This window comes from Pseudoxanthomonas jiangsuensis (genome assembly GCF_010093185.1).
In the GTDB taxonomy this organism is placed as follows: Bacteria; Pseudomonadota; Gammaproteobacteria; order Xanthomonadales; family Xanthomonadaceae; genus Pseudoxanthomonas; species Pseudoxanthomonas jiangsuensis.
Map to the genome: position 1 here is coordinate 1 of NZ_PDWL01000128.1, position 541 is coordinate 541.

The following is a 541-nucleotide window of genomic DNA, read 5'->3' on the forward strand; positions in this document are numbered from 1 at the left end:
GGGATAACACGCTCACCATGAAGCGTTTCACTAATGGGCGTGGCTTCTGGTGCCTGGGCGGTAAAGCGGCAAAAAACTACCGTGAAAAGTCGGTGGATGTGGCGGGTTATGATGAACTTGCTGCTTTTGATGATGATATTGAACAGGAAGGCTCTCCGACGTTCCTGGGTGACAAGCGTATTGAAGGCTCGGTCTGGCCAAAGTCCATCCGTGGCTCCACGCCAAAAGTGAGAGGCACCTGTCAGATTGAGCGTGCAGCCAGTGAATCTCCGCATTTTATGCGTTTTCATGTTGCCTGCCCGCATTGCGGGGAGGAGCAGTATCTTAAATTTGGCGACAAAGAGACGCCGTTTGGCCTCAAATGGACGCCGGATGACCCCTCCAGCGTGTTTTATCTCTGCGAGCATAATGCCTGCGTCATCCGCCAGCAGGAGCTGGACTTTACTGATGCCCGTTATATCTGCGAAAAGACCGGGATCTGGACCCGTGATGGCATTCTCTGGTTTTCGTCATCCGGTGAAGAGATTGAGCCACCTGACAG

Annotated in this window: 1 protein-coding gene; it reads left to right on the forward strand. The window is 53.0% G+C overall.

What is annotated here, in order from left to right:
• Positions 1-17: 17 nt before the first annotated feature.
• Positions 18-541 (forward strand): phage terminase large subunit family protein (locus CSC62_RS17620; RefSeq protein WP_425502061.1); only part of this gene is annotated, 524 nt, incomplete at its 3' end.